18 protein-coding genes are annotated in these 22119 nt (G+C 60.0%); 2 read left to right on the top strand and 16 right to left on the bottom strand.

The window, feature by feature from the left end; all coding sequences use genetic code 11:
- Window positions 1-3: 3 nt before the first annotated feature.
- The 8 genes from KB892_RS05235 to KB892_RS05200 all read right to left on the bottom strand — a co-directional run bounded on the left by KB892_RS05235 (window position 4) and on the right by KB892_RS05200 (window position 13961).
- Entirely contained in the window at window positions 4-624 is a 621-nt protein-coding gene (locus tag KB892_RS05235; RefSeq protein ID WP_002913890.1) for a YfgM family protein, read from the bottom strand.
- A 34-nt stretch (window positions 625-658) separates the two neighbouring features.
- The gene (gene hisS / locus KB892_RS05230; RefSeq protein ID WP_004149335.1) at window positions 659-1933 is read right to left on the bottom strand and encodes a histidine--tRNA ligase; all 1275 of its coding nucleotides are present in this window, start codon (window positions 1931-1933) and stop codon (window positions 659-661) included.
- A 91-nt stretch (window positions 1934-2024) separates the two neighbouring features.
- Complete coding sequence (ispG, locus tag KB892_RS05225; protein WP_002913892.1) at window positions 2025-3146, bottom strand: flavodoxin-dependent (E)-4-hydroxy-3-methylbut-2-enyl-diphosphate synthase; 1122 nt, start codon at window positions 3144-3146, stop codon at window positions 2025-2027.
- Between the two features lie 26 nt (window positions 3147-3172).
- A complete protein-coding gene (rodZ, locus tag KB892_RS05220; protein WP_004149336.1) occupies window positions 3173-4168 on the bottom strand; it encodes a cytoskeleton protein RodZ in 996 nt (331 codons plus the stop codon).
- A 276-nt stretch (window positions 4169-4444) separates the two neighbouring features.
- Window positions 4445-5611: a dual-specificity RNA methyltransferase RlmN gene (locus KB892_RS05215; protein ID WP_002913894.1), complete on the bottom strand. Its 1167-nt coding sequence runs from the start codon at window positions 5609-5611 to the stop codon at window positions 4445-4447.
- A gap of 483 nt (window positions 5612-6094) precedes the next feature.
- Entirely contained in the window at window positions 6095-6526 is a 432-nt protein-coding gene (gene ndk / locus KB892_RS05210) for a nucleoside-diphosphate kinase (RefSeq protein WP_004144312.1), read from the bottom strand.
- Window positions 6527-6686: 160 nt separating this feature from the next.
- Window positions 6687-9011, bottom strand: a complete 2325-nt coding sequence (pbpC, locus tag KB892_RS05205; protein ID WP_004151983.1) for a peptidoglycan glycosyltransferase PbpC — start codon at window positions 9009-9011, stop codon at window positions 6687-6689.
- Window positions 9012-13961 (bottom strand): alpha-2-macroglobulin family protein, encoded by a 4950-nt coding sequence (locus tag KB892_RS05200; protein ID WP_004151984.1) that lies wholly within the window; start codon window positions 13959-13961, stop codon window positions 9012-9014.
- 205 nt (window positions 13962-14166) lie between these two features.
- Between KB892_RS05200 and sseA the strand changes: the two genes are divergently transcribed.
- Window positions 14167-15024 carry a 3-mercaptopyruvate sulfurtransferase gene (sseA, locus tag KB892_RS05195; RefSeq protein WP_002913950.1) on the top strand — a complete coding sequence of 286 codons (858 nt, stop codon included), beginning with the start codon at window positions 14167-14169 and terminating at the stop codon, window positions 15022-15024.
- A gap of 226 nt (window positions 15025-15250) precedes the next feature.
- Entirely contained in the window at window positions 15251-16093 is an 843-nt protein-coding gene (locus KB892_RS05190) for a hypothetical protein (RefSeq protein WP_004188864.1), read from the top strand.
- A 70-nt stretch (window positions 16094-16163) separates the two neighbouring features.
- Here the strand turns inward: KB892_RS05190 and sseB are convergent, their stop codons facing one another.
- The 8 genes from sseB to iscU form a co-directional block, all read right to left on the bottom strand.
- Window positions 16164-16940 carry an enhanced serine sensitivity protein SseB gene (sseB, locus tag KB892_RS05185; RefSeq protein ID WP_002913952.1) on the bottom strand — a complete coding sequence of 259 codons (777 nt, stop codon included), beginning with the start codon at window positions 16938-16940 and terminating at the stop codon, window positions 16164-16166.
- Between the two features lie 98 nt (window positions 16941-17038).
- Window positions 17039-18325, bottom strand: coding sequence for an aminopeptidase PepB (pepB, locus tag KB892_RS05180; protein ID WP_002913953.1), 1287 nt, complete (start codon window positions 18323-18325; stop codon window positions 17039-17041).
- Between the two features lie 70 nt (window positions 18326-18395).
- Window positions 18396-18596 carry a Fe-S cluster assembly protein IscX gene (iscX, locus tag KB892_RS05175; protein WP_002913954.1) on the bottom strand — a complete coding sequence of 67 codons (201 nt, stop codon included), beginning with the start codon at window positions 18594-18596 and terminating at the stop codon, window positions 18396-18398.
- Window position 18597: 1 nt separating this feature from the next.
- Entirely contained in the window at window positions 18598-18933 is a 336-nt protein-coding gene (gene fdx, locus KB892_RS05170) for an ISC system 2Fe-2S type ferredoxin (RefSeq protein ID WP_002913956.1), read from the bottom strand.
- Between the two features lies 1 nt (window position 18934).
- Entirely contained in the window at window positions 18935-20785 is a 1851-nt protein-coding gene (gene hscA / locus KB892_RS05165) for a Fe-S protein assembly chaperone HscA (RefSeq protein ID WP_211778022.1), read from the bottom strand.
- Between the two features lie 15 nt (window positions 20786-20800).
- Complete coding sequence (gene hscB, locus KB892_RS05160) at window positions 20801-21316, bottom strand: co-chaperone HscB (protein WP_002913974.1); 516 nt, start codon at window positions 21314-21316, stop codon at window positions 20801-20803.
- A 74-nt stretch (window positions 21317-21390) separates the two neighbouring features.
- Window positions 21391-21714, bottom strand: a complete 324-nt coding sequence (iscA, locus tag KB892_RS05155; RefSeq protein WP_002913979.1) for an iron-sulfur cluster assembly protein IscA — start codon at window positions 21712-21714, stop codon at window positions 21391-21393.
- 17 nt (window positions 21715-21731) lie between these two features.
- Entirely contained in the window at window positions 21732-22118 is a 387-nt protein-coding gene (gene iscU / locus KB892_RS05150; RefSeq protein WP_002913991.1) for a Fe-S cluster assembly scaffold IscU, read from the bottom strand.
- Between the last annotated feature and the right edge of the window lies 1 nt (window position 22119).

Here is a 22119-nt window from a genome sequence, read left to right as displayed (position 1 = left end):
CTCTCAGATGGACAAATTATTCATTTTCATACGCATCATTTCGCTGAGCGCAGGAGAAGCATCGCTTTTCACGCCAGCTTCCCACGCCGCACGGGCCCCTTGCTTATCGCCTTTGCTCAACAGAATTTCGCCGCGCAAATCGGCCACAATGGCGGTCCAGCCCTCACCTTTGATGCTGTCGAGGGTTTTCAGCGCCGCATCAGCCTGTTTCATTTGCAGCTGAACGCGGGCCAGACGCATACTGATAACCGATTTCAGATTATCATCAGATGCGGCCGCCAGCCCCTGCTGCAGCTGCTTTTCAGCGTTCGGCAGATCGTTCTGTTCAACAAAATGCTGTGCCAGCTCGAGAGAGGCGAAGGCGCCGTAGGTATTTTTATTGTCAGCCGCGAATTTCTCTGCCCCTGACAGCACTTCTGGCGTATTCGATTTCAGCGCGGAAGTCGCCTTCTCGTAAGCCAGCGACGCGTCTCTGGCGGTATCCTGCTGATGGGAGGTCCAGTAGCGCCAGCCAACCAGCGCGCCAATCCCTAAAATCACCCCGACCGCCAGCGCTTTGCCGTTTTCGGCAAAGAAACGCTTCAGCGCATCGACCTGATCGTTCTCGTTGTTAAAAGTTTCCACGCAGTCCTTCTCCTGACTAATAATTCCCGGGAGATTAACCCAGAAGTGTGCGCAAATGCGCGGCAACGCTCTCCTGCGTTACGGTAGTTTGCTCACCTGAGCGTAAATCCTTCACTACCACGTTTCCGTCAGCAATCTCTGATTCACCGACCACCAGCGCGACGCGCGCCCCCCACTTGTCAGCGCGGGCGAACTGCTTCTTAAAGTTGCCGCCGCCGTGGTTGGTCATCAGCTTCACGCCGGGCAGCGCATCGCGAACCTGCTCAGCCAGACGCATTGCAGCAGACTGAGTATCGGTCCCGGAGGCTACCAGGTATATATCGACAACAGGATCGGCTTTAAATTCCGGATTCACTGCCTGGACCAGTAAAACAAGACGTTCCAGACCCATGGCAAAACCCACGCCCGGGGTAGCGCGACCGCCCAGCTGCTCAACCAGGCCGTCGTAACGACCGCCGGCGCAGACGGTGCCCTGGGAACCAAGGCTGGTGGTCACCCACTCGAACACGGTGCGGTTATAGTAATCAAGGCCGCGCACCAGGCGCTGGTTGACGGTGTAGCGGATCCCGGCATCGTCAAGCAGCGCGCACAGGCCGGCAAAGTGGGCTTTCGACTCTTCGTCAAGATAATCGCCGAGCGCCGGCGCGTCGTTGAGCAGCGCCTGAACGTCCGGGTTTTTGGAGTCCAGCACCCGCAGCGGGTTGGTATACATCCGGCGTTTACTGTCTTCATCCAGTTTATCGGTAAACTGCTCCAGGTATGCCACCAGCGCGTCGCGGTAGTTGGCGCGCGCTTCCAGCGAACCGATGGAGTTCAGCTCCAGGCTGACGTGCTCGGAGATGCCCAGCTCACGCCACCAGCGCGCGGTCAGCATAATCAGCTCCGCGTCGATGTCCGGGCCCTGCAGGCCAAACACTTCGGCGCCGATCTGATGGAACTGGCGGTAGCGACCTTTCTGCGGGCGCTCGTGACGGAACATTGGCCCGACGTACCACAGACGCTGTTCTTGATTGTACAGCAGACCATGTTCGATGCCGGCACGTACGCAGCCCGCCGTCCCTTCCGGACGCAGCGTCAGGCTGTCGCCATTGCGGTCTTCGAAGGTATACATCTCTTTTTCAACCACGTCGGTCACTTCGCCGATCGCGCGTTTGAATAACGGGGTCTGCTCTACAATCGGCAAACGGATTTCGCTGTAACCGTAGCTACCGAGCACCTGCTTCAGTGAGCCTTCAATGCGCTGCCAGAGAGCGGTTTCGCCCGGCAGATAATCGTTCATGCCACGGATGGCTTGAATGTTCTTTGCCACGTTTATTCTCTTTATATATACAAAAATGAACCCCGGCGCCTCGCGCCCGCAGGTTCAATCATACACGGGAAGCGTATCGCTTCCCAACACGTTATTTTGCTTCAACCTGTTGAACGTCAATCCGACGGGCTTCATCGAGCATCGAGGCTTTGGCGCGGATCCGCGCTTCCAGCTGGTCGATCATGTCGTTGTTGTCCAGGCGATCTTTACGCACGCCGTCTTCATACAGGCCGCTTTTCTTGTTGCCGCCGGTGACGCCAAGGGTGGAGACCAGCGCTTCGCCCGGGCCGTTCACCACGCAACCGATGATCGAAACATCCATCGGGGTGATGATATCTTCCAGACGCTGCTCCAGAGCATTCACCGTACCGATAACGTCAAACTCCTGGCGTGAACAGGTCGGGCAGGCGATAAAGTTAATGCCGCGGGAACGAATACGCAGAGATTTGAGGATATCGAAGCCGACCTTGATCTCTTCCACCGGATCCGCCGCCAGCGAGACGCGCAGCGTATCGCCGATCCCCTCGGACAGCAGGAGTCCCAGACCGATCGCCGATTTTACCGCGCCGCTGCGCGCGCCGCCCGCTTCGGTGATCCCGAGATGCAGCGGCTGATCGATCTGTTTCGCCAGCAGACGATAGGATTCCACCGCCAGGAAGACATCGGAGGCTTTAACGCTGACTTTAAACTGATCGAAGTTCAGACGATCGAGATGATCGACATGACGCATGGCGGATTCGAGCAGCGCCTGCGGCGTCGGCTCGCCATATTTTTCCTGCAGATCTTTTTCCAGCGAGCCGGCGTTGACGCCGATGCGGATCGGGATGTTTTTATCGCGAGCGCAATCTACAACCATGCGGATGCGCTCTTCGTTGCCGATGTTGCCCGGGTTGATACGCAGGCAGTCGACGCCATATTCCGCCACTTTCAGCGCAATACGGTAGTCAAAGTGGATATCGGCGACCAGCGGGACGTTAACCTGCTGTTTGATAAGTTTGAACGCCTCAGCAGCGTCCATCGTCGGAACAGAGACACGGACAATGTCCGCGCCTACGCGCTCTAACGCTTTGATTTGATTTACGGTCGCCGCCACATCGGTGGTGCGCGTATTGGTCATTGACTGAACGGCGATGGGAGCCCCATCGCCAATTGGCACATTACCAACGTAAATACGTTTAGATTTTCTACGTTGAATCGGAGCCTGGTTATGCATGAAAAATCTCCCGCGTTACCCGTCTGTTACTGCGCCGGTGATGATTCGGCATTGAGGGTCAGACGCGCAACCTGGTTAGTTCTGATAAAACGACTTAAATCGACAGGCTTGCCCAGATACTGGATCTGTACCGCGGCCGGGGCGCCAATTTTCAGCTTATACGGCGCCTGACCGCTCAGGTTCAGGTTACCACCTTTACGCTGCAGGCCGCTGAACAGTTTTTTACCGGTGGCATCGCTCACTTCCAGCCAGCAGTCGGCGGAAAAGTTCATCACCAGATCCTGCGCCGACGCCGCCGGAGTCGTGACGTTCGCCTGATCGGTCGGCAACGGCGAGGCTGGGGTGGTAGCCGGAGCTGCCGGCGTCGTCCCCGCGGTATCGACATTGGCCTGGGAAGGGGCCACGACAGCGTTATTATCCGCTGGCGTCTGGGCCGGCGCGCTGGTGGTCGGTGCGCTGGCGGTATCGGTTGGCGCGCTGTTCGCGGCGCTATCGGCGGTCGGGGCTGCAGGGGCGCTGGTATCCAGCGGCACGTTCTGGCTGTTGGCGTCGCCGCCGTTCAGCTCAGCGGAAGACTGATCGGCCATGGTCGAAATCTCTTCCTGCTGCGCCTTATGGTCTTGCCACCACCAGGCGCCGCTCAGACCGATAACCACAAACAGCACCAGCCAGGTGAAGCTCATCAGCCAGCCGTCGCGCTTTTTGCGGCGCTTGCCTAAAGAGAAACTCTGCATTGGCGCGACTTTCGCCGCGCGGATGGGCGCCTGCTTGGCCATCATCGGCAGCAGCTCGTCTTCTGGAATATGTACGAGGCGAGCGTAGGAGCGGATGTACCCGCGCAGGAAGGTGGAGGCGAGGTCGGCGGGGGCCTTATCGTCTTCAATATCACGAACCGTGGACACCTTCAGGCATAAGCGTTCGGCCACCGCTTGCTGGCTAAGTCCGAGTTGTTCGCGGGCGTGACGCAGACGCGCGCCCGTGGTGTTTGCTTCTTGATGATCTTGAGTGGCTTCAGTATTCATTCGCTACAACTACTGGTACGTGAAATTTAAAGTTCAGCGCGGGAAAAAGCCGGCGCCGCGAGACATCTGTGCTACGTCAGCCTCACAGTATAGGACTGTCAGCCGCGCGATCACAGAGACGAATCAAAATTGAATGCTAAGCGGTTGTTGTGCCGCTACATACTGCCTCAAAGTCGACAAAAACGCACCGTAATTATTAACCGAATCAGCGTATTTCGCCTGGCTATCGGCCATAAATATGACCCGTGCCGCCTGCGCTGCACGGGTCATCATTTGTCAGACCGCTTTTACGTCAATCGCTTCGCCCTGCATCCGCTTACGCAGCGTACGCTTGGTACGGTCAATGACGTCGCCCGCCAGCTGGCCGCAGGCGGCATCGATATCGTCGCCACGCGTTTTACGCACGATGGTCGTAAAGCCGTACTCCATCAGGACTTTGGAGAAACGGTCGATGCGGCTGTTGGAGCTGCGGCCATACGGCGCGCCCGGGAACGGGTTCCATGGGATCAGGTTGATCTTGCACGGCGTATCTTTCAGCAGCGCCGCCAGCTCATGGGCGTGCTCGGTGCCGTCGTTGACGTGATCCAGCATCACGTACTCGATGGTCACCCGGCCCTGGTTGGCGTTGGACTTCGAAATATAGCCGCGCACCGAGTTGAGGAACGTCTCGATGTTGTACTTTTTGTTGATCGGGACGATTTCGTCGCGAATGGTGTCGTTCGGCGCGTGCAAGGAGATCGCCAGCGCAACGTCGATCATATCGCCGAGTTTATCCAGCGCCGGCACCACGCCGGAGGTAGACAAGGTCACACGACGCTTGGAAAGGCCAAAGCCGAAATCGTCGAGCATGATTTCCATCGCCGGAACGACGTTGTTGAGGTTCAGCAGCGGCTCGCCCATGCCCATCATTACTACGTTGGTAATGGGACGCACGCCGGTGGTCTTCACCGCGCCGACGATCTTCGCCGCGCGCCAGACCTGGCCGATAATTTCGGATACCCGCAGGTTGCGGTTAAAGCCCTGCTGGGCGGTGGAGCAGAATTTGCACTCCAGCGCGCAGCCTACCTGGGAGGAGACGCACAGGGTGGCGCGGTCTTCTTCCGGGATATAGACGGTCTCGACGCGCTGATCGCCAACGGCAATCGCCCATTTAATGGTCCCGTCGGTTGAGCGTTGCTCTTCAACCACTTCCGGGGCGCGGATCTCCGCCACTTCTTTCAGTTTACTGCGCAGGACTTTGTTGATGTCGGTCATCTCATCAAAGTCGTCGCAGCAGTAGTGATACATCCATTTCATCACCTGATCGGCGCGGAAAGGCTTCTCGCCCATGTTTTTGAAAAACTCGCGCATCTGCTGACGGTTTAAATCCAGCAGGTTGATTTTGGCATCTTTGTTCGGCACCGTCAGAGCGGCGGTATCAGGCGTGACAATTTGTTCAGACATAATATTTTCCGGCCTCGTTATTACACGTTATGGCCCCAGGTGGGTTGAAAAAGAAACGCCCCGGAGAGCGACTGCTCGTCCAGGGGCGCTATATTCTACAAATTCTGGCGCATCATTGCCACGTTTGCACAAAGCAATGAAAAAAAATCTGTAACTGACTGCTCAATCCTCTAAGGCTTTTCGATTGTCGCAAGGCGGCAAGCAAGTGACAAATTCGTCGGGAACGAATTTGACCAGCCGTAGGCTGGCCTCCGGTGAGAGGCAGGAGCCTCTCATTAATCCCCGGGAGCATAGATAACTATGTGACCGGGGTGAACGCGCGCAGCCAACGCCGCGACGGTCGAAAAGACGAGGTTTGTATCTCCAAAGTATTTCAGGTCACAGCGAGACGGCGAGTTCGCAAATCCCCGGGAGCATAGATAACTATGTGACCGGGGTGCGCGAAGGAAGCCAACAATGCTGTGGCGTGAAAGACGCAGGAGATTAGCGAGTGCGCGGGCAAACCTCGCCTTCAGCAAAGAAGAACGCGATTTCGCGGGCAGCGGATTCTACAGAGTCGGAACCGTGGGTGCCGTTCTCGGTGAAGCTGTCAGCGTAGTCAGCGCGCAGGGTACCCGCCAGGGCGTTTGCCGGATTGGTGGCGCCCAGCAGGTCACGGTGACGCTGTACCGCATTTTCGCCTTCCAGAACGGAAACCACGATCGGGCCGGAGGTCATGAACTCAACCAGACCGTCGAAGAACGGGCGACCTTCGTGCTCAGCATAGAAACCACGAGCCTGTTCAACGGTCAGGTGCAGCATTTTGGTGCCGACGATTTTGAACCCTGCAGCTTCAAAGCGGGAAAAGATGCTGCCAATAACGTTTTTTGCCACCGCGTTTGGTTTGATGATGGAAAAAGTACGTTCAATAGCCATGATTACCTCTAATTAAATGTTCTGTTGTTGCACATACGATTGTATGGCCTGGCGCGCATTATAATGAGCATCCCCGCCCCTGCCTACGGATGAAGGTAACATTTTGTTAAAATAAGATGAGTATTGAAAACACAAACCGCCAACAACAAATTTACCCTGGTTATTGCAGGGTAAAGCTGGCGGCTGCCGTCTGGCCCGCTTCATCCATCACCACCAACTGCCACTCGCCGGGTTTATCCAGCGTTAGCGTGGTTCTTGCGCCGGCGGCCTCTAACGGTTCGCCATTAATAAACCACCAGCGCCGCCCCTCCCCACCGCTGGTTTGTAGCGGCAACATCACCCGCGCCTCACCCGGGAGACGTTTTATCACTGCCCCATCACGGATGCCGGACAGCACCAGCGGCGCGGTATCCTGAGTCTGTAACGGCGGGCATGACTCCGATGCCGGTCCCAGGCGCGCGCGCCGCCTTTCGCTGGCCGGCAGCCAGGGATCCAGCGGCAGCGGCCAGACTTCGACCTGGCTTTCCCGAGCGCCGGGACAATCCGCCGCCACCCGTTCGCCGTGTTCATTGCGCCACACCGGGAAGCGGATCCCGCGTACGCTCTCCTGCCCCGGCAGCAGCAGAGTCGGCGGCTGGCTGGCATCCAAAAGCCAGCTGGCCAGGCGACGACGACAGTTGCTGTCGCCCGCCGGCAGATCCTGCCCGCCAGGCCAGCAGATTGTCCCCTGGCTGACCGTTGCCGGGCGCGGATCGCTCGGCAGCCCGCCGCGGCTCATCGCCGGGCGGGCCAGCAGCAGATTATTGACCTGGTTGAGCAGCGGTACGGCGCTGGCGAAGCCAAACTGGCCCACCACCGGCGTACCGTCCGGGCGCCCGGTCCAGATGCCTATCAGATATCGCGCATTGAGGCCGACCGCCCACGCGTCGCGATAGCCGTAGCTGGTGCCGGTTTTCCACGCCAGCGGCACCGCCTGCGGCAGCGAGGCATCGGGAACCGGTTGCGCTTCGCCGGCCAAAATACGCCGGACGATCCATGCCGCCCCGGGCGACATCAGCGCGCGCTCGGTCAATGGGTCGCTCGGCTTCAGGCGCAGCCGCGCCGCCTTGCCATGGCGGGCGAAGGCGCTGTACGCCGCGACAATATCTTCCAGCCGCGCCCCGGCGCCGCCGAGGATTAGCGACAGATTCGGCTCTGCGCCAGCGGGCAGCGTCAGGGGCAGCCCGGCGTTGCGTAAATTAGCCGCAAAGCGTTTTGGTCCATAGGCTTCGAGCACCTGCACCGCCGGCAGATTCAGCGACCGAACCAGCGCCTCGCTGGCGCTCACCGGGCCATGAAACCCGCTGTCGAAATTACCGGGGCGATAATCGCTAAAACGCCGTGGCACATCCTGTAATAGCGATGCCGGGTGAATCAGCCCCTCATCCATCGCCATCGCGTAGATAAAGGGTTTCAGCACCGACCCCGGCGAGCGTACCGCCGAGACCATATCAATATGGCCGAAGCGGCTGTCGTCGGTGATATCCGCCGAGCCCACCCAGCCGCGAACTTTCATATCCGTGTGGTCGACGACGACCATCGCCAGCGAACTGCGCGGCGGCAGGCGCGATTTCCAGTTCAGCGCCAGATCTTCCAGTTGCCGCTGCAGTCCGGCATCCAGAGTCGTCACCACCTTTTCATCACGACTGGTCGCCAGCGCCCGGCGTGAAAAAAGCGGCGCCAGCTGCGGCATCTGGCGCGGAAACAGCCATACTGGCTCCTCCATCGCTTCCTTTACCGCCTGTTCCGGCCAGACGCCCTGGCTGACCATTCGCGTAAGCACTTTATCACGCGCCGCCTGGGCCCGCTGCGGCCAGCGGTCCGGACGTAAACGACTGGGCGCCTGGGGAAGTACCGCCAGCAGCGCCGCCTCGCCGTAGCTAAGACTGGCAGGCGGCTTACCGAGATAGGCCCAGCTGGCCGCGCCGATCCCCTGCAGGGTGCCGCCAAACGGCGCGCGGTTCAGATAGAGGGTTAGAATGTCGCTTTTTGACAGATGCCACTCCAGCTGCAGCGCTCGCCACAGCTGGCGCAGCTTGCCGCCGAAGGTGCGTGGATGGGGATCAAGCAGGCGTGCCACCTGCATGGTAAGCGTGCTGCCGCCCGAGATAACTCGCCCGGAAGTAAGATCCTGCCAGGCGGCGCGCAGCACCGCGAAGGGATTGACCCCCGGATGGCGCCAGAACCAGCGGTCTTCATACTGGATGAGCGCCTGCAGATAGCGCGGCGACACGTCGGCGAGCGTGACCGGATAACGCCAGACGCCCTGCGCGTCGGCAAACCGCCACAGCGGCGTCCCGTCTTCCGCCACCACCACACGGGCAGGCGTGACGTCATGCAGCGGCAGCGGCCACAGGCGATCGGCCGCCAGCACCGCCAGCCACAGCAGAAAAATAAACGCCGCCAGCCAGCGCCAGCGGCGTTTTACCCGAGGCAATACGCGCATTTACGGCGTCACGGTGAGCGGACCGCTGGCCGCTCCTGTCGCCCGCCACTGCGGCGCATACATCGATTCCACCTGCGGCTGCGGGACCTGATAAGTGCCCGGCGTCACCGCCCGCGCCAGATAGACCAGCGTCACCGGCTGGCCTTCATTGACAGCGACGGCGGCGACGAAACGGTCATCGCGGAACTCGATATGCTGAATATCCGCCTGCTGCATCTGGTTAAGCAGGTTTTGCACCGCGTCGCCATTCTCCTGCAGGCTGGCGCTGCTGTTGGCCAGATTCTGGTTTTCCAGCTCCAGACCGGCTGGCAACAGATCAACCACCAGCGCGTCAGGAACGTTACGTTTGGCGGTCACCTCCAGCTTGACCAGCACCAGTTCGCCGCTGCGCAGCGAGGTCAGCGATTTCTGCTGGCCGTGGGTATCGAAAATAGCGCGTTCAATCCCCAACACGTTGCCTCCCGGCTGTGGCGCGCTTTGCGGATAACCGCTGCTATCGAGGCGCAGCCACAGCGGCTGACTGCCGGTATTACTCACCTGCAGCGCCGCCAGCCGATCGCCGTCGAGGTTGCGGGTTTGCGCTTTGTCGCCGGCCAACGGCTCCGCCTGCAGCGAGGTTTTCGCCTGCCAGCTGCCCGGCAGGTCCGCCAGCGTACGTCCGGCAAGGAACAAGGCGTTGGTTTCCTGGGTCGACAGCCAGCGCTGGCCATAGGCCTCTTCCGACAGCGTGCTCAACAGCTGATTTTGCACCTCCGGCAGCAGCTTATTCTCTTCCAGCAGCGCCAGTTTCAGGGCGTTGTCGCGCAGCGGGCTACCGTAATCGCCCAGCCAACGATTCTCATCCTGGCGCGGGGTGGCAACCGCCAGCTTCAGGGCGGCGTCGCCGCGCGGCGCATCGCCCATAGTTTTCAGCGCAATGCCGAGCTGCAGCAGCGGCAAGCCGGATCGCGCCTGGTCGTGACGGCTCCAGATTTCACGCAAGGCGCCGAGCGGCGCTTTTTGCTGACGCGCCAGCACCAGCGCGGCGTATGCCTGGGCGGCAAAGCGGCTGGCCTGGGCGTCGTCGCTGTAGCGCACGGTCATCAGGCCCGGCTCCTGCAGATAGCGCAGCAGGCGCTCGTTGCCTTTATTAATGGCGTTGACCGGTACGCTATAGCCCTGCTCGCTGGCACGCACGAGGAAGTCCATGGCGTAGGCGGTCAGCCAGTACTCTTCCGGCCCCTCTCTATCCCATAGCGCAAAGCCGCCGTTTTCCAGCTGCATCTGCAGCAGGCGTGAAATACCGACATCGATGGCCGCGCGGCGTTTTTCGTCGCTGTCCCCGCTAATGCCCAGCGCCTTTAGCTGCGCCGCGCTGGTATACAGGGACGGGAACAGGCCGCTGGCGGTCTGCTCAAGGCAGCCGTAAGGATAGGCTTTCAGCTCGCGGATATAGCGGGCGAGATTCAACGGTGGTTTACCGCTGAGCAGCAGTTGGCCCTGCAGCGTTTGCGGGGCAAAGCCCTGGCTCTGCGCCGCCGGCGGCTGCCAGCTTTCACCTGGCTGCAGCACTGCGCCGCTGTTGACGGTCTGTGCCGGGTACGCCGGACGCACGCCGATTTTCCACTGTTTTTGCAGCGGGGCGAAGGTTTCGCCCGGCAGGCTCAGGCCGCTGATGGAGGCATTAACCTGACCATCGCCGAAGCCCGCCAGCGCGCTCACTGGTATAAACAGCGTGCTGCGCGCCCCCGGCGCCAGTTGCACCGGCGGCAGTTGGCCCTCGCTCAACGTTACCAGCCCGCTGGCGGTAAGATGTACCTGCAGGGTTTGCGGTTTATCGGTCAGATTGCTGAGATCCAGCGCCAGCCGTGTGGTATCGCCGCTGGCGAGGAAGCGCGGGGTGTTCAGTTCGGCGATGACCGGGGCGGCCACCACCACTTTATCTTCGCTGCTGCCGAAGTCATCCGCCGTCCACGCCTGGGCCATCACCCGCAGCTCGCCGTTAAAATCGCCAATGGGTAACGTCACCGTGCCTTCGCCCTGATCGTTCAATACCACCGGCTGCGCCTGCTGGGCGACGATCGTCACGTGGTTGACCGGCGGTTTGCCGCCGCGTTTTAACTCGTCGCCATCGCCGCCGAAGCGCAGGCTGGCCACACGTCCCTGCCCTTCGATCACCTGGCCGTAGATGTCATAGATATCTGCGCCGTAACGCTTCTGGCCAAAGAAGGCGTTCCACGGATCCGGGGTAGCGTAATCGGTGATATTCAGTACCCCGCTATCCACCGCCGAGAGCAGGACATTGACCTGTTTCGGCGCCTCGCCCTCTTTGACGCTGGCTTTCACTTTCACCGTCAGCGGCTGGTTGGGGCGAATTTTGTCCGGGGCCTCCAGCGCCAGCGTCAGGCGACGGTTTTCATCGCCCAGCGGCAGATGCAGCAGGCCCACCGCGCGTTTCGGCGTTGCCGAGCGCGATTTATCGCCGGGACGAACCACCAGCGTGCTGAGGTAGAGGTCGTGGCGATTCCAGGTTTTATCCACCGGGATCGACAGGTCCATCCCCTCCGCCGGGACGTCAATTTCCTGCCACCACAGCGGCCCTTCGCTGGATTCCACCATTGCGTAGCCTTTACCCGCCGCCGGGGCGGCGATGTGCAGCCTGATGGTGTCGCCCGGTTTATAGCTCGGTTTATCCAGCTTCATGGTGACCCGGTCAGGACGCGCCGCGCCGGCGCCTTCGCTGTTATCCTGCCAGCTGTAGCCCGCCCAGAAGCGCACGCTGCTGACCACGTCGTCCGGTCCTTTCACCTCCAGGCGATAGGATCCCCACTCCACCGGGAAGCTCACTTTGCCGATCTGGCCGGCCTGCAGGTCCAGCGACTCCTCGCCCTCCTGCAGATCTTTTTGATCGAACTGCGACTGCCAGCCTTCGCTGTCGGACCAGTTCCAGTAGTAGTCGCGCCGCTCGCGGATCAGCCGCACCTGGAGACCGGAGATCGCTTTTTTCTCGCCTTTGACGTCGGCATAGACGATATCAAACGCGGCGTTACTGTTTTCATCCACCACCGGCTGTTTGACGGTGGTATCGGTGCGGTAATCGTAAACGTCCTTCAGCGTAAATTGCGGGCGGATCCCCGGCAGCGCCTCGGCGGGCCAGATCGGCTGCTTAACCGTACGGGTCACCGGGCGACCGCCGGATTCCAGCAGGCTGGCCTGCAACACCACCTGCAGCGGCGAATGGCTATCCTGCCACTGGCTTGAGGTGGTCACTTCGCCATGGCCTTTTTCGTCCAGCGTCAGCTGGACTTCATCCAGACTACGGGAGAGGTTTTCTTCCGCAATATCGCCGAACTGGAAGCCCGGCAGCGCAGCGACGGCGTCGCGCAGCGGGCGCAGGAACAGCTTGCCCTGCAGCTGGTTGCCGCTGGCCGGCGCGCCGTAGAGATAAGCGCCGCTAACGCCAAAGGTGACGTCGGCATCCGGCGCGACTGGCGCGGCCTGCGGCGTCAGGTTCAGGGCCATGCGTTCCGGCATAAAGTCTTCAACGTGGAAATCCCATTCGCGCGGCTGATTGTCGCCGGCGCTGGCGCGAATGTGCCACATGCCGGTAGCCGCGCCGCTGTCGAGCGGATAAGTAAACTGGTACAGGCCATTCACTGGTTTGCTCATCACCGAGCGGATCACCTGGCCGTCCGGCTGAACCACCTCCAGTTTCACCGGCTGCTCCGCCAGCGGCTTGCCGTCGCTATCGCGCAACAGCGCATTAAGGATCACCGTTTCGCCGGGACGATAGAGATCGCGCGGGCCAAACATAAAGAACTGTTTGCTAAAGCCGGGCGCGCCTGCGATAGAGAATTCCGCCAGATCCAACGCCGGCAGCTTGAGGTCGAGCAGCGTGGTCTGCCCCTCTTTGCGCGCCAGCAGCAGCGCGGCTTCTTTATCGGTTTGCAGGGTGACGTGGCCCTGGCTGTCGCTTTTCGCTTCCGCCAGGGTCTGCCCTTTGGCATTGAGCAACTGCACCTCAATGCCCGACTGGGCGGCGCCGTTTTCCAGACTCTGGGTAAAAACGTCCAGCCGGTTATGGTAGCGATGCGCCGAGACGCCGATATCGCTGAGGGTAAACAGCGTCGCCGCGTTGCTGTAGCTATAACGGCCCGCCGGGTTCATGACCGCCACGTAGACGCCAGGCTGCTGGAGCGGCTTGATATCGCTCAGCGGCAGCAGCAGCTTTTCGCGAGTATTACGCGCCGGGTTGAGATCGAAGCGGCCGGTATAGACCAGATCCGCCATCTTCAGCAGTTCATCAGATTCCCAGTTGCTTAACGAGTTACGGTATTCCCACTGACTGACAAAGGCGGAGAGCGATTCCGGCTTAATGCGGAAGAAATTAACGTCGACATTATCGACGTTCAGCGCCATCACCGGCAGCCCGGCGACCACGTTGCCCGGCAGCAGCGAGCCGCGGCTGGCAAACCCAACGCTCGGTGCGATATCGCGGGTGGTCAGGGTCTTCTCAAACGGTTTGTCGAGCGTCGCCTTGTTCAGGGCGGTCAGCGTCGGGTCGACTGAGACAATCAGCTCGCGCTTTGGCTCAAGGTGACGCAGACGCAGCTCTTTCAGATTCGGCGCCAGCTCCCAGGCACCGTCCACCTTACCGCTTTTCTTGTCGACCAGATGCACGCTGCGCGAGAAATCCTGGTCCGGCTGCAGCGGGACGGAAAACGTCAGCACCAGGGTCGCGGCGCCATCCAGTTGCACCTCCGAGGCGTCGAGGAGCGTCAGCGCTTTACCCTGGCTTTTTTCCGCCAGCGCCGCCAGCTGGGCGCGGTCCGGTTTTGCCGTCGCGCCTGGGTTGCTATCCGCGGCTGGCGCCGGGGCCGAGGCCTGCGGTGTACCGCTGTCATCACACCCGGTTAATGAAAATGCGGTAAGGAGCGCCAGTGATAGCGCCGCTAAACGAAATGGTTTCATCCTTCTAACCCCTCGGCCGATGAGCCTGATGCAATTTGTCACATTTATTATGCGTTATGGCGGCGCTTCTCAACAGTGACGAAGCGGGTTTCTGCCGATTAATCAGAAAAGTGCCGTGACGCCGTCCCCACTCTGGCGTCCTTAACTTGTCAGCGCCAGCTAAAACGCCGACAATTCAGTCATGAATAATAAAACGGAGGCACCTATGTCCACCTCGTTTTTTGTCGCTGCCGACTGGCTGGCAGAACATATTGATGACCCGGAAATTCAGATTATCGACGCCCGCATGGCGCCCGCCGGGCAGGAGGCCCTGCGGGATATGGCCGCGGAATACCGCGCCGGCCATGTGCCGAACGCGCTGTTTTTCGATATCGAGGCGCTATCCGACCACACCAGTCCGCTGCCGCATATGATGCCGCGGGCCGAAGCGTTTGCCGTCGCCATGCGCGAACTGGGCGTCTGCAGCGATAAGCATCTGGTGGTCTATGACGAAGGCAATCTGTTTTCCGCCCCGCGCGCGTGGTGGATGCTGCGCACCTTTGGCGTAGAGAAGGTGTCAATTCTGGCCGGCGGGCTGGAGGGCTGGCGGCGCGACGAACTGCCGCTGGAACAAGGGATGCCGGAGGTGGCCGAAGGGGAATTCGACGTGCGGTTCGATCCTCAACAAATTAAGCGTCTGACCGACGTCCTGTTGGTCAGCCATGAAGGATCGGCGCAGATTGTCGATGCCCGTCCGGCGGCCCGGTTTAACGGCCAGGCCGACGAACCGCGCCCGGGCCTGCGCCGCGGGCATATCCCCGGCGCGCTGAACGTACCGTGGACGGATCTGGTGATTAACGGCGAACTGAAAACCGTTGACGAGCTGAACGACATCTTTTTACGTCAGGGTGTCGATTTTGAACGGCCGATCATCGCCAGCTGCGGCTCGGGGGTGACGGCGGCGGTGGTCGTGCTGGCGCTCACCACGCTTGGCGTGAACGGCGTCTGCCTGTATGACGGCTCCTGGAGCGAATGGGGCGCGCGGAGCGATCTGCCGATTGAACCGGCCCCTGCCGCTCCGTAAACACAGCGTGACCGCGGGCCTCCCGTTCCGCGGTCACTAAATAATTTCTGATTTTCTCTCCCACTTTCTTCTGCTTCTCGCTAAACCGGTTACTCTGTGCTGCCGCAGGGCTTGTTCCTGCCGAGTTCGCTTTGCCTGATGGGGAGGCAGAGCACTGGTACAGAATTCCTCAGGGCTGATAGCGCATCCAGTCCATCCCAATCTGATGTCACCACAAGGAGTGAAAATGGCATTAGTCTCTAACCCACATTCGGCTTATTCACCGCGCCTTCCCTGGCTGGGAGGTATAGCTGGCCTGCTGGCAGGCGGCGCGATCCTTTATTTTTGGCCGCAATGGAACCGGACATGGCTAAGCCTGGTGCCTGCGCCAGTCTCCGTGTATACCCGCTTTCTCGGGGTCACTCTCGAAGACGTTCCGTTAGTCACCTATTGCCATCAGGCGCTGCTGGGTTTTCTGATGGTGCTGCTCGCTCCCGGTTACGGTAAGTCGACCCTTGCCGCGTGGATGATGCATAACCCAGCGTCAAGCCGTCGCTGGCCCGGCGAGGTATTCCGTGCCTGGGTCACAAAATTTGGCCTGCTGGTCATTGTCTTTTGCAATCTGTTCTTTTTGTCCCGGGTCCTATCCGGAACCCTGGCGTTATATATTTTTATTCTCCAGCACATCAGCGTTGCCGCGGCGGTGGCGTCAGGGGTGCTGCTCCTGCGTGACGCCCGGCGCCTGGCCCGCACGTTCGACGCTCAGCTGGCGGACCTGCGTCTTCTCATGATACTTACCCTCGGGTTCCAGACGATTTTGCCGGCGCAGATCGCGCTGATGAGCGCCCGGGGCGTGAATACGCCGCTGGGCTGGTACATTGTTATCGCGCAAATGGCAGGGGTGTTACTGGCGTTTATGCTGGTCGGCGGGCTGGTGGCAGCGCTACGTTCTCTGCTGGGCGAAGAGAGGTGCCGGGCCTGGCGCGGGGATATGGCGCTCTTCAACGGCATTGTCACGCTGTGCGTGACGGGATTTCTCCTCTATCACATGGTGTCTGCCTATCCGCGAATCTTTGCCGCCCTGCATTAGCTTTTGCCACCCCGCTTTTGTGCCTCGAACTGGAAGCATAAAGAAACAGCGGGGGCTGCCGCCCCCGCTGTCAGATAATGCGGTTCTGCTTAAAATCGCGCAGGAAGCTGCCCCAGCGCTTTTCATAGAACGGCGTGATATGGGCAATCATAAAATGGCTGATGCCCTTCTCGCCTTCCACCACCTGGCAAATATCGATAGGTTCGTCGCCTGGCAAGGTATCGGTGGCCACGCTGCCGGTGGTCTGGATAATGGCTTCAATATCCCCTTCCGCTTCAATCCCGATCAATAAGTTGGCCGGCGCGTCGGCGCGCTCTTTAATCGAGCACAGAAACGCCCGCTTGACGGTCTTCAGCGTTTTGAACAACGTGGTTAGCGAATCGACCATCTGCGCCGGCGGTTCGGCGACTTCAGACAGCAGCAGCGCTTCGCCGCCTTCCAGTACCGTCTGGGTGCTCAGTGGGCTGCCCTCTTCGCCTAACAGATGGCTGATTTCCCGTGGGGTGAACTCTTTGCCGCTCGGCAGCTTCGGGTTGAGGAATAACGATTCGCCCAGCGTCATCGCCATCAGCGTGCGGGCCGGCATCATCACGAAAGCCTGTTCATCCGCCACCGCCTGCTGCAGCGCCTCCAGCGAGGTAAAGAATGGGATCACCGAGGTACCGTCGTCTTTTTCCCAATGCTGCAGATCCAGCGCGCTATCTTCGACAATCTGCTCGCCATCGGCTGCCCTGCCCGGCACCCAGACGGTGGCCTCCAGCAGCGCGCTGAAAAATGCCGGACGATGGGCGGGCTCAGTCGCCGCTTTTTCCAGCAGGGTTTCTAATTCATTTTTTGTATCTGACATAGTTTGGCTACTTCACAATGAATTGCCCGGCGGCCATTCGTCCACGCGGGCATATGGTTTTCCTGGCCGGGTAAGCGCAGCGCCACCCGGCAAGGCCATTACTCAGCTGTCAGCAGGTTAGCAATGGTACGCACGCCAAGCCCGGTGGCGCCCGCCGACCACTGCTCAACGGCAGATTTGCGGTAGGTTGCCGAACAGTCGATATGCAGCCAACCCTGATGGTAGTTTTCCACGAAGTGGGACAGGAAGCCCGCCGCGGTGCTGGCGCCGGCCGGATAGGCCGCGCTGCCGGTGTTGTTCAGGTCAGCAAAGTTGGACGGCAGCTGGTTGCGGTGGAACTCGGCCAGCGGCAGACGCCAGAAGGCTTCGTTTTCCGCCTGAGCGCTCGCCAGCAGGCGATTCGCCAGCGCATCGTCAAAGCTGAACAGCGCGTGGTAATCATTGCCCAACGCGGTTTTCGCCGCGCCGGTCAGGGTGGCGGCGTCGATGATCAGCTCTGGCTTCTGCGCCGAGGCGTCAATCAGGCCATCCGCCAGCACCAGGCGGCCTTCCGCGTCAGTGTTCATAACTTCAACGGTTTTGCCGTTGCGATAATGAATAATATCGCCCAGTTTGAAGGCGTTACCGCTGATCAGGTTGTCGGCGCAGCACAGGTAGAGCTTCACGCGTTTGTTCAGACCGCGGGTAATGGCGAAAGCCAGCGCGCCGGTGATAGTCGCCGCACCGCCCATATCGGATTTCATCGAATCCATAAAGGCGCTTTGCTTGATGCTGTAGCCGCCGGAATCAAAGGTGATGCCTTTGCCCACCAGGCAGGCGTATACCGGCGCCTCTTTATCGCCGGTCGGGTTATAGTCCAGCGCCAGCAGGACCGGCGGACGCTCGGAGCCGCGGCCCACGGTATGCAGACCAAGATAGCCCTGCTCGCGCAGATCTTCGCCTTTGGTGATGCGATAGCTTATCTTCTCACCCGCCACGCCACACAGCAGGTCGACAGCGCGCTGCGCCAGCTGCTCCGGACCCAGCTCTTCCGCCGGCGCATTGATGGTGTCGCGCACCCAGTCGATGATCGTCAGGCGGTTATCCAGCTCGCTGCGCTGCGCGTCGTCAAGGGATGGCCATTCGACCTGACGCTGACCTTTCGGCCCTTTATAGCCGGCCCAAAAGGCCCAGGCGCGATCGGTGTTCCAGCCTTCGCCGCTCAGGGCGACGTGCTTGATGCCCATGCCGTCAATTTTGCGCGCCGCGCGCTGGATAAGCCCGAGGTCGTCTTTACCGTTGAGATGTAGAGCGATGCCGTCGTTATTGATGCTCCAGGTCGCTTTTTCTCCCCAGCGTCCATCGGCTGGCTGAGTAGAAAGCGTAATCTTCATAGCTTCGGTCATTATCATTATCCTTCTTAGCAAACGGGCCACCCTATGGCAGCCCGTTAAAATGTTTTCGCTTAACGCGAAATTATTCGGCCTCGTCTAGCCAGACTAGCAGAATCGCCTCGAGAATTTTTTCATTGGATGCGTTTGGATCATCATCAAACTCTTCCAAATCGCAAATCCACTGATGCATGTCGGTAAAGCGAACGGTTTTCGGGTCGAGATCCGGGTAAGCGTCATACAAGGCTTCGCCGATTTCGCGACTGTCGGTCCATTTCAGTGCCATATTAGTGCTCGCGTGCGTGGTTGATGGTGTAACGCGGGATCTCAACGACCAGATCTTCGTCGGTGACGCGCGCCTGGCAGCTCAGACGGCTGTCAGGTTCCAGCCCCCAGGCTTTATCCAGCATGTCGTCTTCATCTTCGCTACTTTCCGCCAGCGAGTCAAAACCTTCACGCACGATGCAGTGGCAGGTGGTGCAGGCACAGGATTTTTCGCAGGCGTGTTCAATTTCGATACCGCTACGCAGCGCGGCATCGAGAATGGTTTCACCGGTCTCAGCTTCCACAACGATGCCATCCGGACACAGGTCCTGGTGGGGCAGAAATACAATTTTTGGCATTTTAAACCTCGTCCACGGATTGGCCTTTCAGCGCGATACGGACCGACTGATCCATACGGCGAGCGGCGAATTCCTGGGTTTGTGTGTCGATATTTTTAATCGCTTCTTTAATCGCGTCAGCGTCGTCGCCTGCCGCGGCGGCGCGTACCTGCTCCGCAGCGGCATCGATGGCCTGACGCTCCGCGGCGCTTAACAGCGCGGCGTCGGCGGCCAGCGCGCTTGTCAGGCTCTCCAGTACGCGCGCGGCTTCCACTTTCTGTTCAGCCAGCATGCGCGCCTGAATATCCTGTTCGGCGTAGCTCATCGAATCTTTAATCATGGTGGCGATTTCGCCATCGGTCAGACCGTAAGACGGTTTCACCTGGATGGAGGCTTCCACGCCGGTCGATTTTTCCATCGCCGTAACGCTCAGCAGGCCATCGGCATCCACCTGGAAGGTAACGCGAATATGCGCCCCGCCCGCCGGCAGCGCCGGGATACCGCGCAGCGCAAAGCGCGCCAGCGAACGGCAATCCTGGACCAGCTCACGCTCGCCCTGCATCACGTGAATGGACATCGCCGTCTGGCCATCTTTGAAGGTGGTAAACTCCTGCGCGCGGGCCACCGGAATGGTGGTATTACGCGGGATCACTTTCTCCACCAGGCCGCCCATGGTTTCCAGGCCTAACGACAGCGGGATAACGTCGAGCAGCAGCAGTTCGCTGTCCGGCTTGTTGCCCACCAGGATATCGGCCTGGATCGCCGCGCCGATGGCGACAACTTTGTCCGGGTCAATGGAGGTCAGCGGAGTGCGACCAAAGAACTCGCCAACGCGCTCACGCACCAGCGGCACGCGGGTCGAACCGCCGACCATCACCACTTCCAGCACTTCTTGCGCTTCAACGCCAGCGTCTTTTAGCGCCCGACGGCAGGCCATCAGGGTACGTTTTACCAGCGGGGCAATCAGATCGTTAAACTGGCTGCGGGTGATATCGCCCTGCCAGCCGCCGACCTCGACGTGCGCTGCCTCGGCATCGCTCAAGGCGATTTTCGCCGCGATGGCGGCATCCAGCAGCTCACGCTGCAGACGGTTATCGCTGCGGTCGCTGAAGCCCGCTTGCTCGCGCAGGTAGTCAGCCAGCAGGTGATCGAAATCATCGCCGCCGAGAGCCGAGTCGCCGCCGGTGGCCAGCACTTCAAACACCCCGCGGCTTAAACGCAGAATGGAGATATCAAAGGTGCCGCCGCCGAGATCGTAGACCGCAATGACCCCTTCCTGGCCGGAGTCGAGGCCGTAGGCAATAGCCGCCGCGGTCGGCTCATTGAGCAGGCGCAGCGCGTGCAGGCCCGCCAGACGCGCCGCGTCTTTGGTTCCCTGGCGCTGAGCGTCATCGAAGTAAGCGGGAACGGTAATGACCACGCCGTCGAGTTCGCCGGCCAGCGCTTCGGTCGCCCGGACGGCCAGCGCTTTGAGGATATCGGCGGAGACGCGAATCGGGTTCAGCAGGCCGCCGGCGGTCTGGATCATCGGCAGGCCGTTTTCACTGGCCTGCAGCTGATACGGCAGATGCGGGTAACGGTTTTGAATATCGGCGAGAGAGCGCCCCATCATCCGCTTCACGGAGCTGATGGTATTGGCAGGATCCTGAGCGGCGTTAAGCCGGGCGTCATAGCCGACGGTCAGCCCCGAAGCGTGGTAGTTCACCACCGACGGCAGCAGATAGCGGCCTTGATGATCGGGCAGAGTCTCGGCCTGGCCGCTACGCACGGTAGCCACCAGAGAATTGGTGGTGCCCAGGTCGATACCGGCCGCCAGACGACGCTGGTGCGGCGCGGCGCTCAGGCCGGGCTCACTAATTTGTAATAAGGCCATAATTGCTTCCGAAAATTAAAAATCGAGCAGTTTTTCTTCGAGTTCTTCAGCACTGCTGCGCAGTTTATCGAGGAAACGGAGCTTACGAACCGTGTCCGCCGCCGCCTCCCAGCTCTCATTATGCAATTGGTCAACCATCAGCTGCTGACGGGTATCAAACAGCGCTTTCACCCGTTTGATAAAACCTTCCAGCCGCGCGTCGTCTTTCGCCTGGCCGATCTCATCCAGCTCTTCGCGCAATTCCAGCTGTTCCATCAGGAACGCGGTATCGCGAACGGTATGCTGCTCGCTGGCCAGATCGAAGCCATGCAGCGAAAGGAGATATTCTGCGCGAGTCAGCGGATGGCGCAGCGTCTGCCAGGCCTGGTTTATAGTGGCGGAATGCTGAACCGCCGCAAGCTGTTCCGCCGCAGGCGCGCTGGTAAATTTATCCGGATGGTACTGGCGCTGCAGATCCTGATACCGGACAGCCAGTTGTTCAAGCGAGAGGGTATAGCTGGCTGGTAACCCGAAGAGGGTGAAATAGTCCATAGTAACCTCAGGGTCATGCATCTAAATTAAAACCCCACGCGCGGCGTGACCGCGGTGGGGTTGAGGAGTACCGATTATACGTTAAAGCTTTCGCCGCAGCCGCACTCATCTTTGACGTTAGGGTTAGTGAATTTGAACCCTTCGTTGAGGCCTTCTTTGACGAAGTCCAGCTGAGTGCCGTCGAGGAATTGCAGACTTTTGCCGTCGATCACGACCTTCACGCCTTTGTCTTCAAACACGGTGTCTTCAGCCGCCGGCTCGTCAACAAACTCCAGTACATAGGCCATACCCGAGCAGCCGGAGGTTCTTACGCCCAGGCGCAGGCCAAACCCTTTACCGCGGTTCGCCAGGAAGGCATTGACTCGCGCTGCTGCACTGTCGCTAAGAGTAATCGACATAACAAAACCTCAACTAATTATTTTGCTTCACGTTTGCTTTTGTAATCCGCAATCGCGGCTTTAATCGCGTCTTCCGCCAGGATCGAGCAGTGGATTTTCACCGGCGGCAGTTCCAGTTCATCGGCGATATCGGTGTTCTTGATCGCCTGCGCTTCGTCCAGCGATTTGCCCTTCACCCACTCGGTAACCAGGGAGCTGGAAGCGATAGCGGAACCGCAGCCGTAGGTCTTGAAGCGCGCGTCTTCAATGATACCTTCATTGTTGACTTTAATCTGCAGCTTCATCACGTCGCCGCAGGCCGGCGCGCCGACCATGCCGCTGCCGACGTTCTCGTCGCTGTTGTCAAAAGAGCCGACGTTGCGCGGATTCTCGTAATGATCGATAACTTTTTCGCTGTAAGCCATG

Source organism: Klebsiella sp. P1927, assembly GCF_018204675.1.
GTDB classification, from domain to species: Bacteria; Pseudomonadota; Gammaproteobacteria; order Enterobacterales; family Enterobacteriaceae; genus Klebsiella; species Klebsiella pneumoniae.
The sequence above is the reverse complement of the archived record's forward strand: the minus strand, read 5'-3'. Positions and strand labels throughout refer to the sequence as shown.